Annotated in this window: 12 protein-coding genes; 8 read left to right on the top strand and 4 right to left on the bottom strand. The window is 44.5% G+C overall.

The window, feature by feature from the left end:
* Window positions 1–11: 11 nt before the first annotated feature.
* The 4 genes from larB (at window position 12) to LO777_RS00240 (ending at window position 4,785) form a co-directional block, all read left to right on the top strand.
* On the top strand, window positions 12–764 hold the full coding sequence (gene larB, locus LO777_RS00255) for a nickel pincer cofactor biosynthesis protein LarB (protein WP_228855595.1): 753 nt from the start codon (window positions 12–14) through the stop codon (window positions 762–764).
* 189 nt (window positions 765–953) lie between these two features.
* Window positions 954–3,527, top strand: a complete 2,574-nt coding sequence (secD, locus tag LO777_RS00250) for a protein translocase subunit SecD (RefSeq protein WP_228855594.1) — start codon at window positions 954–956, stop codon at window positions 3,525–3,527.
* A 9-nt stretch (window positions 3,528–3,536) separates the two neighbouring features.
* Entirely contained in the window at window positions 3,537–4,268 is a 732-nt protein-coding gene (locus tag LO777_RS00245) for a YkgJ family cysteine cluster protein (RefSeq protein ID WP_228855593.1), read from the top strand.
* A 16-nt stretch (window positions 4,269–4,284) separates the two neighbouring features.
* Window positions 4,285–4,785 (top strand): HAD family hydrolase, encoded by a 501-nt coding sequence (locus LO777_RS00240; protein WP_228855592.1) that lies wholly within the window; start codon window positions 4,285–4,287, stop codon window positions 4,783–4,785.
* A 233-nt stretch (window positions 4,786–5,018) separates the two neighbouring features.
* Here LO777_RS00240 and LO777_RS00235 read toward each other — a convergent pair whose 3' ends face one another.
* The gene (locus LO777_RS00235) at window positions 5,019–5,672 is read right to left on the bottom strand and encodes a DUF4388 domain-containing protein (protein ID WP_228855591.1); all 654 of its coding nucleotides are present in this window, start codon (window positions 5,670–5,672) and stop codon (window positions 5,019–5,021) included.
* A gap of 176 nt (window positions 5,673–5,848) precedes the next feature.
* Window positions 5,849–6,082, bottom strand: coding sequence for a hypothetical protein (locus LO777_RS00230; protein WP_228855590.1), 234 nt, complete (start codon window positions 6,080–6,082; stop codon window positions 5,849–5,851).
* Between the two features lie 723 nt (window positions 6,083–6,805).
* Here LO777_RS00230 and LO777_RS00225 point away from each other — a divergent pair.
* Window positions 6,806–9,298: a ubiquitin-conjugating enzyme E2 gene (locus LO777_RS00225; RefSeq protein WP_228855589.1), complete on the top strand. Its 2,493-nt coding sequence runs from the start codon at window positions 6,806–6,808 to the stop codon at window positions 9,296–9,298.
* Between the two features lie 133 nt (window positions 9,299–9,431).
* On the opposite strand, the gene LO777_RS00220 is transcribed toward LO777_RS00225, so the two are convergent.
* Entirely contained in the window at window positions 9,432–10,403 is a 972-nt protein-coding gene (locus tag LO777_RS00220) for a KpsF/GutQ family sugar-phosphate isomerase (protein ID WP_228855588.1), read from the bottom strand.
* Window positions 10,404–10,810: 407 nt separating this feature from the next.
* Here LO777_RS00220 and metK point away from each other — a divergent pair, with 407 nt between their 5' ends.
* Both metK and ahcY read left to right on the top strand, forming a co-directional pair.
* Complete coding sequence (metK, locus tag LO777_RS00215; protein ID WP_228855587.1) at window positions 10,811–11,977, top strand: methionine adenosyltransferase; 1,167 nt, start codon at window positions 10,811–10,813, stop codon at window positions 11,975–11,977.
* A 27-nt stretch (window positions 11,978–12,004) separates the two neighbouring features.
* Complete coding sequence (ahcY, locus tag LO777_RS00210; RefSeq protein WP_228855586.1) at window positions 12,005–13,303, top strand: adenosylhomocysteinase; 1,299 nt, start codon at window positions 12,005–12,007, stop codon at window positions 13,301–13,303.
* 219 nt (window positions 13,304–13,522) lie between these two features.
* Here the strand turns inward: ahcY and LO777_RS00205 are convergent, their stop codons facing one another.
* Window positions 13,523–14,290 carry a biotin--[acetyl-CoA-carboxylase] ligase gene (locus tag LO777_RS00205; RefSeq protein ID WP_228855585.1) on the bottom strand — a complete coding sequence of 256 codons (768 nt, stop codon included), beginning with the start codon at window positions 14,288–14,290 and terminating at the stop codon, window positions 13,523–13,525.
* Window positions 14,291–14,503: 213 nt separating this feature from the next.
* Here LO777_RS00205 and LO777_RS00200 point away from each other — a divergent pair, with 213 nt between their 5' ends.
* Window positions 14,504–15,559, top strand: a complete 1,056-nt coding sequence (locus LO777_RS00200; protein ID WP_228854279.1) for an IS110 family RNA-guided transposase — start codon at window positions 14,504–14,506, stop codon at window positions 15,557–15,559.
* Window positions 15,560–16,059 lie beyond the last annotated feature (500 nt).

Below are 16,059 nucleotides of genomic sequence, written 5' to 3'. Positions count from 1 at the left end.
ATAAACCAACCATGAACAGACAAATCTTGACAACCCTCCTGACAGACCTGAAAAACGGTACTCTTTCACTGGAAGAGACAGTCAACAGGCTCAGTACATTTCCTGCAGAAACCCTTGATAATGCATGCCTTGACCACCAACGCACCCTGCGAACAGGTATCCCTGAAGTCATTTTCGGTGCTGGAAAAACACCGGAGCAGATTATCTCCATCGCTTCCGCCTTTCTCAAACAGAATACAATTCTGTTGGCAACAAGAGTGAATGAAGAGAAAGCGGCCATAGTCACAGAAGCTCTCCCATCACTCACCTACTATCAGGAAGCCCACATGCTGACCTGTAATGAACAGCGTGAATCTCCGGACAACTACAGAGGATATACGGCAATAATCAGCGCAGGAACATCAGACATTCCTGTCGCCGAGGAAGCCCGGATAACCCTCTCAACCCTGGGGCACCCTGTAAAAACCCTCTACGATGCCGGTGTGGCTGGCCTGCACCGGATTCTTAATCACAGTTCCCTGCTCAGCGCTGCTGAAGTTATCATTGTTGCCGCGGGCATGGAAGGCGCGCTCCCAAGTGTTATCGGCGGCCTGGTCAGCCGTCCTGTCATTGCTGTTCCTACGTCCATCGGCTATGGCGCCAGCTTTAGCGGAATTGCAGCCCTGCTTGGTATGCTCAACAGCTGTGCGCCGGGAGTTGCTGTTGTCAATATCGATAATGGATTCGGGGCTGCCTGCATGGCCGAGGCAATCAACAGAATTTAATAACGGCACAACTCCCGTAAAACCACAGTCTTGGAGCCTCCGTTGAAACAAATTTAAGGGAGGATGGGAAAATTTGACGGGCAGAGTATTGCAAGATTCAGTTATTGCGTTATAATCGCTGAGTTTGACATAGCTACAACGATTAATTATTTTTCTACTTTTCCACTTATACCTACCTTCAGGGGTATCATGAACACTCTACTTAAAGTAAAACTTGCTTTTCTGGCTTCGGTTCTCCTTCTGGCAATTATTACAATTGTCCCGTCATTCTATCCTCAAACACCAACATGGTGGAAAACCTATATGGCGCCGGAAGGACTGCGACTCGGTCTTGATCTGCAGGGAGGCATGCACCTGATCCTCAAGGTGAACCTGAAAAAAGCCGAAGAAAATGCCCTTGAATTTGCAGCCGGTGATCTGAAAGACACCCTGGCAGAACAGTCAATCAGTGCTGTCAGAACATCATCCCCATCTTCCGATACTATTATCTTCACTCTGCCAAACAGCGGAGCATTGGAACAGGTCAAGACTATCATTGCCGAGGACTTTCCGGATATTTCCCCTCGTATAGAAACGAAGGAAGGGAGTTTTCCACGGATTTTTCTCACCCTGAAGCAGGAGAAAAAGGATTATATAAAAACCCACGCAGTGGAACAATCCCTGGAAATCCTCCGAAACAGGATTGACCAGTTTGGTGTGGCTGAGCCCGTGATTATTCGACAGGGAGATGATGAAATTGTCATTCAGCTGCCGGGGGTAAAAGATCCGAAGCGCGCCCTGAAACTTCTTGGCGATACTGCCCAGCTTGAGTTCAAACTCGTAGCGGAAAGCGCAGGACTTAACCTGAAACAGCTGGTGGACCAGGTTCGCGCCTCGGGCAAATGGAAGGATGGCGAGTCAATCCTGAAACTGAATCGTGCCCTCCAGGGAAGACTGCCTGAAAACACTTCCATTCATTTTGAGAAAAATATAGATAAAAAAACCGGCAGGGAGATGATGACTCCACTGCTTCTGGAAAATAAAACTCTCATGACCGGAGAAATGATCAAGGATGCCCAGGTCAGAATCGGCGGCACCTTCAATGAGCCATATGTCAGCCTTGATATGACAGGTCGGGGAGGCAAGGTCTTTGCCACCCTCACGGAAAAAAATGTGGGCAGAAGAATGGCAATAGTCCTTGACGAAATAGTCCGTTCGGCTCCTGTTATCAGAGAGCGTATTCTTGGAGGATCGGCCCAGATTTCAGGGAGTTTTACCCATGAAGAGGCTGCAGATCTTGCTATTGTGCTCAGGGTTGGCGCCCTGCCTGCTCCCGTTGATATCATACAGAATATGACGGTTGGAGCCAGCCTCGGCCAGGATTCCATCACCAAGGGAATCTATTCCGGCCTGTTCGGCTCCATTCTTGTTCTCGGTTTCATGATGATCTACTACAGGACCTCAGGACTGATTGCCAACAGTGCTCTGATCCTCAATATTCTTCTCTTATTCACAGGTCTGGCAATCCTCAATGCCACTCTTACCCTGCCGGGTATCGCAGGTATTGTGCTTTCGATAGGCATGGCGGTTGATGCCAATGTCCTCATCTTTGAACGAATGCGGGAGGAGTATGCCCTGGGGAAATCGGTACGCTCAAGTATTGATGCGGGCTTTGGCAAGGCATTTCTCACCATTGTTGACTCCCAGGTTACCACCCTTATCACAGCTATGGCCCTGTTCATGTTCGGAACCGGCCCAATCAAAGGTTTTGCCATCACTCTTTCCCTGGGTATTATCTTCAACCTCTTTGCCGCATTGTTCTATTCACGGCTCATGTTTGATACAGTCAACGCCATCAGGCCCATTAAAAAACTGAATTTTCTCCAGTTTTCCAAACGGCCGAATCTGGATTATCTGAAAATCAAGAATATCACTTATACTCTTTCTGCAGTTCTTGTGACCATCGGACTGATTGCCTTTATCCAGATCGCCAGAGGCAAAGCCAATATGGGCGTTGATTTTTCAGGTGGATCCCTTCTCCAGTACAAGGCAAGCCAGGAATTCAAAATGGGTGAGGTGAGAAAGGCTTTTGCTGACAACGGTATGAGAAATGTCAACCTTCAAGAAGTTGAAAATGAACACCGCCTGATCGTCAAAATCAAGAAATCAGAAAAAGTAGTTGGCAATCTCAGTGAAACTGTTGGCAATATTCTCTCAAAAACAGAACATCTTGCCGATAAGCATTTTGTCCTGGAAAGCCAGTCTGAAATCGGGTCCTCAGTCAGTGCTGTCCTGCGAAACAAAGCCATTCAGGCTATCATTATTTCTCTTGCCGGAGTTATCATTTACCTGGCCATGCGTTTTGACATCCGTTTTGGTCTTGCCGCAGCAATCGCCACCTTCCATGACGTTCTGGTGGTTCTAGGTATCTGTTGGCTTATGAATGTTGAAATTACCCTGCTTATTGTAACCGCTCTCCTGACTCTTGCCGGTTATTCACTCAATGACTCGGTGGTCGTTTTTGACAGGATAAGGGAAAATATGCGTAAAACAGGTGCCAGGGATCTAACCTCCACCATTAATGACAGTATCAATCAGGTGCTCAGTCGTACGGTTGTAACCTCGCTTACATCCGCCCTGACATTACTGGCACTTTTTCTCATGGGTGGATCTGTAATCCATGATTTTTCATTTGCGCTGCTTACAGGTATAGTAGTGGGAACATATTCCTCAATTTTCATCGCAAGCCCGCTGCTCACTCTCTGGAAGCCCCAAAAAGCATAAATTTTAATCATGATAACCGACAGGCAACTCCCGGAATTTGTAACACGAATCACCAAAGAAACAGATTTTTCATTTTCCTGTCACAAGGGAGTTTCCTGTTTTACCGACTGCTGCAGAATGCTGGAGCTGGCACTCACACCCTACGATGTATTGCGCCTGCGTAAGGGGACCGGCATGTCTTCCAGGAAATTACTGGATCAGTATATTCTCATGGAACACGATCCCGGAGAACCCTTCCCGAAGTTCTACCTGACCATGGTTGATGACGGTCGAGCCAGCTGCGTTTTTATCACCAAAAAAGGCTGTTCAATATATGGGCATCGCCCATCCGCCTGCCGAGCTTATCCGCTTGGCAGGGCAGTTATACGTAACAGCGAGGGGATCGAGGAATTTCATGTCCTCATGAAGGAAAAACACTGCCGGGGTTTTGAGGAAAATCACAAACAGACACCCATCAGTTACAGTCGGGAGCAGGGGCTTCTCAAATACAACAGGTTTAATGATGCTATCGCCTGTATTCTGCAGCATGATGCTGTCCGCAATGGTTACCAACCATCACAGCGTCAGGTAGAACTCTTTATTCTGGCCCTGTACGATCTTGATACGTTCAGGGAACAGCTTTTTTCAGGCAGAATATACACAAACACACTCACAGCAACTGAAAAAAACGACCTGCAGGATGATGAAAAGCTCCTGCTCTTCTCCATAGACTTTCTTCAAAAGGAACTTTATTCCTCCTAAACCATCTTAACAGACTATGCTGAAACTCATTATATTTGATTGTGATGGCGTGATGTTTGACTCGAAAGAGGCAAACCGAAAATATTATAATTACCTTTTGAAAGAGTTCAAATGTTGTGAGATGAGTGATGAAGAGGTCGATTTTGTACACATGCACAGTGTTGATGAATCGCTTCTCCATATATTCAAGAAATATAAAAATGTCTCAATCCCGGATGTACATAGATTCAGGCAGGGAATCAGCTACGAACCGTTTCTCAGGTACATGAACATGGAGCCTGACCTTATACCTTTTCTCGAGCAGGTCAGCCCACATTACGCTCTGGCCATTTCCACCAACCGCACCAATACAATGCGACCTCTTCTCGAATCCCATGGCCTTGCTCACTATTTCGGCAAAGTAATGACAGCAGCCGATACCACCAAACCGAAACCTGCCCCGGATGCACTGCTTGAAATTCTCAATTATTACAATTGTCCCCCGACAACGCACTATTCATCGGTGATTCTGTCATAGATGAACAGCATGCAGCTTCGTGTAATGTGGATCTCATTGCTTTCAAAAATCCAGACTTAAACGGGAAATATCACGTGTCATCTTTTATGGAGATTCTTGACCTGCCACCTTTCCATAACGTTTCACGTTAGTGAACAGTTACCGTTTCACCTCAATCCCGGTAAAACTTCATTCTGTTTGGAGTTTTGACATTTTTATCAGGTCGAGTTTTGTATGTAATCAGAAAAACTTTTTTATGAATCCTCATTTTCCAGACCCTCATCAACTCTTTTTACCCCTTCCATCAGAAGCATCATGAAATCCCCGATTTCCGCTGCCTTCATCTCCCGGGGAGACAGCCCAGTGGTAAACCTGTACAGCCCCTTGTTTTCGCCGAGAATTTTGAAAATTGCCTCCTGATTCTTCTCCCCGGCATACCTGGCATTTATCAGACAGCCTTCACGGAAAGCAACCTTGCCCTCACCTTCGGGCAACTCCATCGTCAATACTCCGGTTTTCTGGTGCATATGGAAGATCTGAAAAAGTTCCGCTGGCACAATCTGATCCAGCCGCCCGCTCATACATGATTCAAAGTCCCGGGACCGAGCAGCATTTGATTTTCTGAGTCGCGCGGCAAGCAGTTTTGCCACAAAAGCCTGAACAGAACCATTGTTCCCGAGAAGGCGACCAAAAACATCTCCCTCGATGGCCAGAACCTTTGACTTCTTCACGGCTCTTACGGTAGACACAGCCACATCCGCTCCGAGATAGCTCATTTCACCACATAACTCTCCTGTCTTGAGGACATCAAGGATAACAGCATCATCCTCAACCTGAAACTCACCCTCTACGATAAGATATAAATTGAAATTTTGTTCTCCTTTCCGGATCAATACCGCACCTTCCATCAAAGTTATTTCTCTGAAGTGTGACAGTATTTTTTCGATTTGATCGGTAGGAAGCGCTTTGAGAAACGGGCTGGCACCGATTTTTGAAAAAATCGTCTTGAGAACAGAACCGACAACCGCTTCCGTACTTGTGGCAGAAGATTTTGAATCCTTCTCCCCGGAAGGTGAAAATTTTATTAGACCGGTACAACCGCTACAGTTGAAAACCTTATCTTCCGGCAGTTCCCCCCGGATGCCTCATCAAGTAACTGAAACAGCAACTGTGTCATGTCTCGAACCAGAATAAGGCAAACCTCCTTCCCGTCAGGGCAAGAGAGTGTTTTTTCAGACAGGGCCAGTTTTTCACCGACCTCGTACAGAGGGCAGTTTTTCTGATCGACTATGGAAAAAAACCAGTTGATTGCTTTCATACTTCCTTTCTGAGGTCAAACATTTATTTCGGGTAACACAATTGCTAAATCCTGCCAACCTGCCCCAATGATAGAATGTATATCAGGATTCCGTCAATTATTCATTATCGGTAATACTCAATCAGACCAATGCACACAAGTCTTTTCGCCATGCTTTAACCCGCATTTCTCATGAATATTGTGTCAATTTTGAGAATAGCTGTAGAATACAAATAATTTGCCAGCTATCGGTAATCGACCAAAATTTACACAATGTTCACCCAAGGTCAGCCCAGGCGACGCCATCTTCTGCAATATTTCAACAGCAAATATAGGTCACTATTATTTACTGTTGAAAATTTTGAAGCTAACGCCGCCTGAACTGATGAGAAATGCGAGTTAACCATCCTGCATTTCTCATCAGACTTGACCTCATGGGTAATTCACACTTTTTCCTTATATAAGACTATGGAATATAACTGGTTTTTGTCCAGAAATGAGATTTTTTGTTCGAATTCAGGTATGCGTAGACTCCGAGGAACGTAAAACAATAAAACCCTCTGTTCCTTATTTCTCAGCAGCATTAAAAAGTAAAATTTCCAGGTGGCTATAAAAAATGTCTGCTAACCATCTTTTGCAGGGAAAAAAATAAGACCAATTTAATCTTTTAATTTGTAATGCGTAATGAACTTGATATACTATCTGATATTGTACACATATACCTACTATGAATATATATAATATATGACAGCTCAATCCGACCAACTCAGCGAGATTTTAAGCCGGATCACAAGGGAATTCTCTGCCCATGAATTCATTTCCATCCAGCCTGTAAAGGGTGATCCTCCGGATCAGTATGAAATAACGTATTCTGTTCCAGGAATGGTACAGGAAAATGGTGAAATCACACTGGCTGAAAAACATATCGTTGAATGTTCCATACCCTTCGGATTTCCACATTTTCCTCCGAGCTGTAAACCTAAGACTCCGATTTTTCATCCTGACTTCGATCCAGCCGCCATCTGTCTCGGTGATTTCTGGGAACAGAATAAATCACTGCCTGAACTGATTATCCATATCGGCAGAATGATCTGTGGCGAATTCTATTCCATTGACAATGCCTTTAATGAGGAGGCAGCGCTCTGGTTCACAGATAACAGCTCCCGGCTGCCTTTTTCTACAATTTTGGCGGAAAAAGGAAAAAGTACACAGCTGAATCAACCAATTCCTTCAGAAATTGACACCCTTGATGATTCAGACCTGACAACTGAATATGATTATCTTTCCATCGAACAAAACGATGAAGAAGAATTGATTCCGGATAAACGTCCAGAAAAATCTCCTGAAATTGAGGAAGGGACGGGATCTGAAATCGATTTCACTCTTATCCAGCTCCTGGATAAACAAAATCGCTACTCTCAACTTTTCAACCTGTTGAGTGATCTCCCCCCGTCTACACGACAGGAAACGGAACCTTATTTTTCAAATGCCAAAAAAGCGATCAACATTGCCAAGAAATTCCACAACAAAGCCAGAAGTGAAGAAGACAGGGGCAATGGTGAAACAGCTCTGAAACTGTATGAAAAAATCCCTGAGACCGTTGCAGATTATCCAGACATATCCATAGATATTGACAGACTAAAAAGAAGTATTGAGCTGCTTAGAGAATTGTCTTCCGAAACAGTTCCAGACACTCCGGAACCACCAGATATTCCGCAGAAACAGAAAAAAGAAAAAACAAAAAAACCAGCTTTTCCCACAAGAAGAACGAGACCGAATTCATCATCTCCGCCTCCTTCGCCCGGAAATTCGAGAATCAAATATATCTTTCTAGGTGGAATTATTCTCCTTTTGGCTGGTGCCGCAGGTTATTATTACTTCACACTTCAACAAAATATCATCTTCGCCCGAAGATCATTTTCCACTTGCAAGGCACAACTGAAAGCAGACAATTTCATCAGTGCGAAACAAAACTGCGACCAGGCAATGAAGCTGGCTGGCCAGGTTCAATTCATACGCCAGCCTGAAGTAGCTGTTCTCAAATCAGAAATACAACAGACTCTCCAATCAGAAAAAATGCGGATGGGGTTAGCCGGCAAAGTTTTGTTCAATGGTCAATATCTTGCAAAAAAAGATGTTAAAGCCCTGCTCTTTTTCCAGAAACTGAAAGAAACCGCTTTTTCTCTCTACGATGAAGGAAAATGGAAAAAGGCCTCCACCAAACTGCAGGAAGCCATAAGCGTGGCCCGAAATACTCCTTCTCTTGACGATACTGTCCTGCCTATTCTCATGTCGAAGCTGCAACATGCAAAAGTACAGCAGTTTCTGCAGAAAGCAGATGAAAAGGAAAAAGAACATTCCTGGAAACTTGCCATAAAACACTATACAGATGCGCTGGTTTACCTCAATGAGCTGCCGCAGGAAATGCAGCAGCAATACCGAGGGCAACTTCTGTTGGGACTGGAAAAAAGCCGTTTTGAGGATTTAAAATCAAAGGGCGACTCTCTGTTTGCCGAATCCGACTGGGAAAAAGCAACTTCTTTTTATCAAAAAGCAATACAGCTTGCTGAAAATAAAGGTGTAGTACCAAAGGAAACGTTAAATAAAATAGCAGTCCACGCAAAAAAGGCAAAACTCTATGACGCCATAAAACGAGGTAATCTTGCCTTCAGTAATGGTTCCTGGCAGGAAGCTATTGATGCTTACAGAAATGCGCAGATTCTACTTTCAAAAGACCAGACCATTCTCAAAGATATCGGCGCCTCGGATGTCAATATGAAAAAGCTGGCAAGAATTTCCCTCCAGGCTTCAATAATAAAGGAAAGGCAGGCCGCAAAAAAACAACTGGAGAAAAAGAAACTGTCTGCCGCCAGAAATACTTACAGAAAAGTTATCTCTGTTATTGAACACAGCTCTTTTTCAAAAGACCCTGAATTTCAAGAGATAGCAGCTGAAACCAGAGGAATGGTTCAATCACTCGACCAAGAGATTTTTCTTGACCAGAAACAAAAATATCTTGAAACAAACTTCAAAAAATTATTTGCGCTGAACTATCCGTCAACAGTGCCCGAAAAACTCAGCAATCCCGTAATCACCTTTATTAAAGAAACACCTTCAAAACTTCTTTTTAAACTTCAATGCCTGGAAAAAAGTGGCAGTCGTCCACTCTCATTGATCATGTTTTATGCCTATGATAAAAAGAAAAAGAACTGGGATTTCTCATCAGGAGACCTTTAGCTCGCATTTCTCATGACCATTGTGTCAATTTTGATAATAATTATAGAGTACAAATATTCAGGCAACTATCAGTGATTGATGATTGAGCGAAGTTTACGCAATGGTCACCCGAAACCAGTCCAGGCGACGCCGCCTAAACCAGGAAACGGAACTCCCCTTTTCCCAGAAGATCATGGAGGTGCAGCATGCCCTCCAGCCGGCCTTTTTCATCCACAATCGGCAATGCCGTTATCTCATACTCCTGCATAATACTCAGGGCATCTGCGGCCATTCTTGAGCCTTCAATACATACAGGCGCAACTGTCATCAGGTCTGCAGCAGTTGTTCTTTCCAGTTCCACATTATCCATGACAGCCCGCCGAACATCGCCATCGGTGACAATTCCCAGAACAGACCGGGCATCGTCAACAACCACTACTGCGCCCTTGTTTTTTTCATTCAATTCCCTGATTGCCCTTCCACCCCTTTCTTCCGGTGAAATGACAGGAATATCCTCCCCAACCAGCATTACTTCAGATACTTTTACCTTCAGTCTTTCTCCCAGACTCCCCCCCGGGTGATTTAAGCGAAAATCCTCCGCCTGGAATTTTTTCCTATTCAGCAAAACGACTGCCAGCGCATCTCCCATAGCCAAGGTTGCCGTGGTACTTGCAGTAGGTGCAAGTCCCAGTGGACACGCCTCTTTGGGGACACTGATATCTAGAACTATATCCGCAGCCCTTGCCAATGTCGAGTGAGCCCCACCGGTCATGGCAATAATCCTGTTTCCCCTCTTTTTCAGGCTGGTCAACAACCCGTTCAGCTCAACAGTCTCACCGGAATATGAAATAGCCAGAACGACATCAGCCGCCATAACCATTCCAAGATCCCCATGCATAGCTTCAACCGGATGAAGAAAAAACGAAGGCGTTCCCGTACTGTTTAACGTAGCAGAAATTTTCTGTCCTACCAGACCCGATTTACCAATCCCGGTAATAACCAGTCTTCCGTTGCACAATTGAACAGTTTCAACAGCCTTGACAAATTCTTGGCCTATTCTCTTGCGAACTGCTGCAAGCCCCTGTTCTTCTACAATTAATACTTCCTTTGCTGCCTCTATCGACATTTTCCTTCCCGATTTCCTTTAAATATTGAAAAGCCGTGTCTCCGACTTCTGACTCATCTCCACCATTATCTCCTGAAACACTGGAGCAGAGACGCAATTTAATCATTTTAATCTTTTGGACAAGCTCCATTTATATACTTACTCATCTTTTTCCTGTACAACAGAACAAATTATTATCATTTTTTCCCCCAATTTTCTTGAATTTTCGGACAAAATGCGTATGATTTGCACCGAACATTCTACAACCTGAATCCTGAATTTCAGAAAATGAGAGCATTTTCTCCAATTTGTTTCCGCAGGAATTTGCAATGTCTCCAGCAGAGCTCCCACCGCCGGAGAAGAATTATTTTTTCATGCAATAAATGGATTCAGATATAACGCATTTCTTTCTCTCAATGGAGTTTTTTATGTCAGATTATTTATTTACATCCGAATCGGTTTCAGAAGGGCATCCAGACAAAGTTGCCGATCAGATTTCAGATGCCATTCTTGATGCCATCCTCATCCAGGATCCTGCTGCCAGGGTTGCCTGTGAAACTCTGGTTACGACCGGCATGGCAGTAATCGCCGGCGAAATTACAACTTCTGCCTGGGTAGATATGCCGGATGTAGTCAGAAACACCATTAAAGAAATCGGATACAATTCTTCTGAAATGGGATTTGATTCACAGTCTTGTGCAATCATAACTTCAATAGACAAACAATCCCCCGACATAGCCCAGGGTGTCGATGTAGGAAAAGGACTGGATCTTGACCAGGGTGCAGGGGACCAGGGCTTGATGTTTGGCTATGCCTGCAACGAAACAAAAGTGCTCATGCCCATGCCCATAACATTTGCCCACACTTTGACCAGGCGTCAAGCCGAAGTTCGCAAGAAAAACATATTGCCATGGCTTCGTCCTGATGCCAAAAGCCAGGTCACCATACAATATGAAAATGATATACCAGTGCGGATAGATGCAGTTGTACTCTCTACCCAGCATAATGCTGAGGTCAGTTATGACGATCTTAAGGAAGGGGTTATGGAAGAGATCATCAAACCCGCCCTTCCTGCTGAAATGATTGATAAGAATACCCAATTTTTTATCAACCCGACAGGTCGATTTGTTATTGGAGGACCAGTTGGGGACTGCGGAGTTACAGGACGGAAAATTATTGTTGACACATATGGAGGCAAGGGCTCCCACGGAGGAGGTGCCTTTTCAGGCAAAGATCCTTCCAAAGTAGATCGATCCAGTTCCTACTACGGAAGATATGTGGCTAAAAATCTCGTTGCTGCAGGCCTTGCCGATGAACTTGAAGTGCAGATTGCCTATGCAATTGGTATCTCAAAACCCGTTTCCATCAATGTAAACAGTTTTGGTACCGGCAAAATTTCTGATACCAGAATGAAACAACTTATCACTGAATTCTTTGACCTGCGTCCAAAGGCCATCGTCCAGCAGCTTGATCTCCTGCGACCGATTTACCGCGAAACAGCGGCCTACGGCCATTTTGGCAGAGAACTTGATAATTTCACCTGGGAAAAGACGGATAAGGCTGAGCAACTCCGTAAAGCCGCAAATCTTTCCTGATTATTCACATGAGAAGGTATTAAATACATGAGTACATCCACAAATGACTTTAAGGTTGCCGACATTTCCCTTGCAGAATGGGGACGGAAGGAAATCAAAATCGCAGAAACAGAAATGCCTGGCCTTATGGCCCTGCGAAAGGAATACAGAGACAAGGCTCCACTTCGAGGTGCCCGTATTGCCGGTTGCCTGCATATGACCATCCAGACAGCAGTCCTGATGGAGACCTTAGTTGAACTTGGAGCTGAAATACGTTGGTCAAGCTGTAATATATTCTCCACCCAGGACCACGCCGCTGCCGCCATGGCTGCAGCCGGAATTCCCACTTTTGCTTGGAAAGGTGAAAGCGAGGAGGAATTCTGGTGGTGTATTGACCAGACCATCTTCGGACCTGAAGACTGGCGGCCGAATATGGTTCTCGATGACGGCGGCGATCTGACACTGGTTCTCCATGAGAAATACCATGAGGAACTCAAAAACATCCAGGGAATCAGTGAAGAAACAACCACAGGAGTGCACCGTCTCTCGGAAATGGCTACGGAAGGCACCCTGAAATGCCCGGCTATCAACGTCAACGATTCTGTAACAAAATCAAAATTTGACAACCTTTATGGCTGCAGAGAGTCTCTTATTGATGGTATCAAACGTGGTACGGACGTCATGATTGCCGGTAAAAATGCGGTTGTTGTCGGATACGGTGATGTTGGCAAAGGTTGCGCACAGGCCTTGCGTGGCATGGGTGCGACCGTCTACATTACCGAAATTGATCCCATCTGTGCTCTTCAGGCTGCCATGGAGGGATATCAGGTTGTCACCATGGATGATATTGCCTCCATCGGTAACATCTTTGTTACCTGTACTGGAAACCTGAATGTAATAACCAGGGCCCATATGGAACAAATGCCAAATGAGGCCATTGTCTGCAATATTGGTCACTTCGATTCAGAAATCGACATCGCAGGCTTAAAAGATCTTGAATGGGATAACATTAAACCCCAGGTTGATCATGTTATCTTTCCTGACGGTAAGAGAATTATTATTCTCGCAGAAGGCCGGCTGGTTAACCTTGGCTGTGCCACAGGACACCCCAGTTTTGTTATGAGTAATTCTTTTACGAATCAAGTCCTGGCACAAATTGAACTCTGGAACAACCACTCCAAATATGAAAACAAGGTCTACTTTCTCCCAAAGGAACTGGACGAGATGGTCGCCAGACTTCATCTTAACAATATTGGAGCAAAACTCACCAAGCTTACTGAAGAACAGGCTAAATATATCGGGGTTCCGGTTACCGGCCCTTTCAAACCTGATTATTACCGATATTAAAAATGATGATGTCGTAAAAAGTCGTTCAACGTTCTCAGATGGACTCTGGAAAAACTTCGATATACAAGGCGTGGCGGTGTCGTGTAAGCGCAGGCGTACATATAGTACGTCGAGCATTACACGATCACTCCACAACGCAGTAGATCGGAGTTTTTACGAGTCCATCAAAAATACTTCTACTTAAACTGATGGCTTCCCTCTTAACAATGTTGGAAGCCGTCAGGCTTCTTTTGAAACAGTTCCCGCCAGACGCAAATCACCTGAGAGAACTTCGAAGTCCCTGCCATCCCGTCCCCGTAAATGCATTCTTCCGTCTTCGTCAGGCCCCAATGCAATCCCCCTGATAACTGCACCGTCATATCCAACACATTCAATAGATTTTCCCAGCAGGAAGTCACGTGAACGCCAATTTTCCAGAATTTTATGAAATCCACCATGTTCAAAAGCCTCAATCTTCTGCAACAACTGCTTCCTCACCAGCTCAAAAAGATCCTTGATTGAGTGTTTTTTCCCATTTTCTAAAAATAACGATGTCGCTGTATCCCTTAAATTTTCCGGAAAATCTTTGAGTTCCGAATTAACATTCACACCGATACCAACTATGGCTGCCCTGTCTCCTTTCAAGGTTCCATTCTTCACTTCCATAGACTCTGTGAGAATACCACCGCATTTTTTCCCACCAAAAAAAATGTCATTGGGCCACTTCAGCTGACATCTTCTGCCCAGTACCTTTTCAAGAACCTCAGCAACAGCTACACCAGCCACGAGTGTCAACTGTGCATACTGCCCAGGTAACACATCCGGGCAGGTAATAATTGAACAATATAACCCTTTTCCAGGTATGGAAGTCCATTCTTTTCCAAGTCTCCCTCTACCATGGGTCTGTTTTTCCGCCACAACTGCAGTCCCATGCCCAGCCCCCCCTTCTGCTTTAATCTTTGCAATTCTGTTAGTTGAATCAGTTAATGCATAAAAATGTGTTTTCATTTTGGTATCCTGCCCAAAGATTTTTAACCCGAATTTCCATGAGCATTGATAAAAACAGTTTGCTGCCAGTAAGCACAGACTCAGAAAACTTTGAACCTGACGCCGCTTGAACTGATGAGGTAAAATGAGAAGGCTGGTTCTCCCGAGCTATGTTATAGAACATGCTCAACTATAAAACGCAGTCATGATGCTGCAAAAAAAGGAGAACCAGCCATGAACAGTATAACAATTGGAATGGATTTAGGCGATAAAACAAATTTTGTTTGTATTGTGGGTGACAGAGGTACCATCCTGCTGAGTAAATCTATAGACAACAATGTAGAATCCATAAGAAAATTTTTTAGGAAATATAAAAGAACTACGGTCGCTATTGAAGCGGGAACTCATTCCCCATGGATGAGTAGACTCCTGAGCTCCATGGGCTGTAATGTTTTAGTGGGGAACCCAAGAAAACTACGTGCAATATGGGAGAGTGATTGTAAGACAGATCAGCGAGATGCTGAAATGCTTGCAAGGATAGCACGATTCGATCCCAATTTGCTTTATCCGATACAACATAAAGGTGAACAGGTACAAGCGGATCTTGCACTATTGCACTCAAGAGATTTATTGGTGAGAACCCGCTCTAGTCAGATTAATCATGTTCGTGGCATTGTAAAATCCTTTGGTGAGCGGTTACCAAGTTGTAGCACAGAATGTTTTCATAAAAAGGCTATATCCCATATTCCTCAACAGTTGCAGCTTGGCCTTGGACCTGTACTGATACTCATTGCACAGCTTAACGAACAAATTAAAGCTTTGGATAAAGAAATCGAGAGTATCAGCAGCGAGCGGTATCCTGAGACAGAGTTGCTCAGGCGAGTGAAAGGAGTCGGTCCATTAACAGCTCTGGCATTTGTATTGACGGTTGAAGATCCTGGTAGATTTGGAAAAAGCAGACAGATTGGCCCATATCTCGGGCTGACACCTCGTCGCGATCAATCTGGAGAGACAGATAAACAGCTTCGAATAACCAAAGCTGGCAGTCCGTTTTTACGAAAGCTATTGATAAATTCGGCGCAATATATTCTTGGCCCATTTGGAGAGGACTGTAACCTGCAACGTTTTGGTTTACGTCTGGCATCTAGAGGCGGGAAAAATGCAAGACGTAAAGCTGTAGTGGCAGTGGGAAGGAAATTAGCAATACTCCTACATCGTCTGTGGAAATATGGAGAAATATATGACCCGGTTTACAAACGTAACGTTTTATCAAGAAGAAAGGCAGCATGAGTTACATAGTCTCACTGCACCTGTCAAGGACAATGTTCCCCAGGAACCGTAAGTACCCGGTAATACATACTGTGACACTTAAAATGAACTTGGTGAGTATATTTATAGAGGAACATTCTCCTTGACAGTTTTGTTCGTTATGTACAACCGGTAACTGTGAAAAGGGAAAAATGATTTTCCCTTTTTATCAGCAACGTAAAATGAGTGGAGACTTTCAAGTCATTTTGAAAATAAAGCCCTGAATAAAGAACGTCCCGTCCGGAAGACTGCGTGAATTTCTCTGGTCTGTCATATGCCAATGACAATTTTTAAGACCGATGATGAGGTGGCAGCTCCAGGACGGACCCTACAATGCACCGAACTTTTTGGCAGAGGTTCATAAATGAGTGCGAATGGAAGCATGACGTTTCAGGGATTATTTAAAAAATGGTTCGCCACGTCGAACTTATATCTTGACAAGCCTTCTCATGGAAGAAATGCATGGAGAAAACTCTGATTCC

The sequence above is a fragment of the Desulfomarina profundi genome (assembly GCF_019703855.1).
In the GTDB taxonomy this organism is placed as follows: Bacteria; Desulfobacterota; Desulfobulbia; order Desulfobulbales; family Desulfocapsaceae; genus Desulfomarina; species Desulfomarina profundi.
The sequence above is the reverse complement of the archived record's forward strand: the minus strand, read 5'-3'. Positions and strand labels throughout refer to the sequence as shown.